The organism is Acetobacter cibinongensis (assembly GCF_000963925.1).
In the GTDB taxonomy this organism is placed as follows: domain Bacteria; phylum Pseudomonadota; class Alphaproteobacteria; order Acetobacterales; family Acetobacteraceae; genus Acetobacter; species Acetobacter cibinongensis.
The window spans coordinates 1-565 of sequence record NZ_BAMV01000108.1; the positions used below are offsets into that span (position 1 = coordinate 1).

Consider the following 565-nt stretch of genomic DNA (forward strand, 5'->3'; position numbering starts at 1 on the left):
CACTGAAGTTCACGAAGGCGAAGCGGCAGGATGACGGGACGATTCCCACAACGGATATCGCCATCCCGTTCTTTGGCTACAAATCCCACATCTCCATCGACCGGAAGTATCGGTTCATCCGGAAATGGAAGACGACGGATGCGGCCGCCAATGATGGCGCGCGATTAAGAGAGGGGCTGCTGGATAAAGCCAATACGGCCTCAAGCGTCTGGGCTGATACAGCGTATCGCTCAAAAGCCAATGAAGACTTCATGGAAAAGCACGGCTTTGTCTCAAAGGTTCACAGGAAGAAGCCGCATCTCAAACCCATGCCACTCCATGTCCAGCGGTCCAATGCAGGAAAGTCCGTTATCCGATCCCGCGTCGAGCATGTCTTTGCTGACCAGAAATCGCAGACGGGTCTGTTCGTCCGAACTGTCGGTATCACCCGGGCCACCATGAGGATCGGCCTGGCCAATATCGTCTATAATATGCGCCGCTTCCTCTTCCTGGAGCGGATCAGCGCGAATGCATAGCAATCTAGCGGGGGGCAGCACTCGATCTGCTCAAAACGCAGATCGAAAAC

The 565-nt window shown here is 54.7% G+C and carries 1 protein-coding gene; it reads left to right on the forward strand.

What is annotated here, in order from left to right; translation table 11 throughout:
• A partial coding sequence (locus tag Abci_RS14010) for a transposase (RefSeq protein ID WP_048839785.1) occupies positions 1-515 on the forward strand: 515 nt, incomplete at its 5' end.
• Positions 516-565 lie beyond the last annotated feature (50 nt).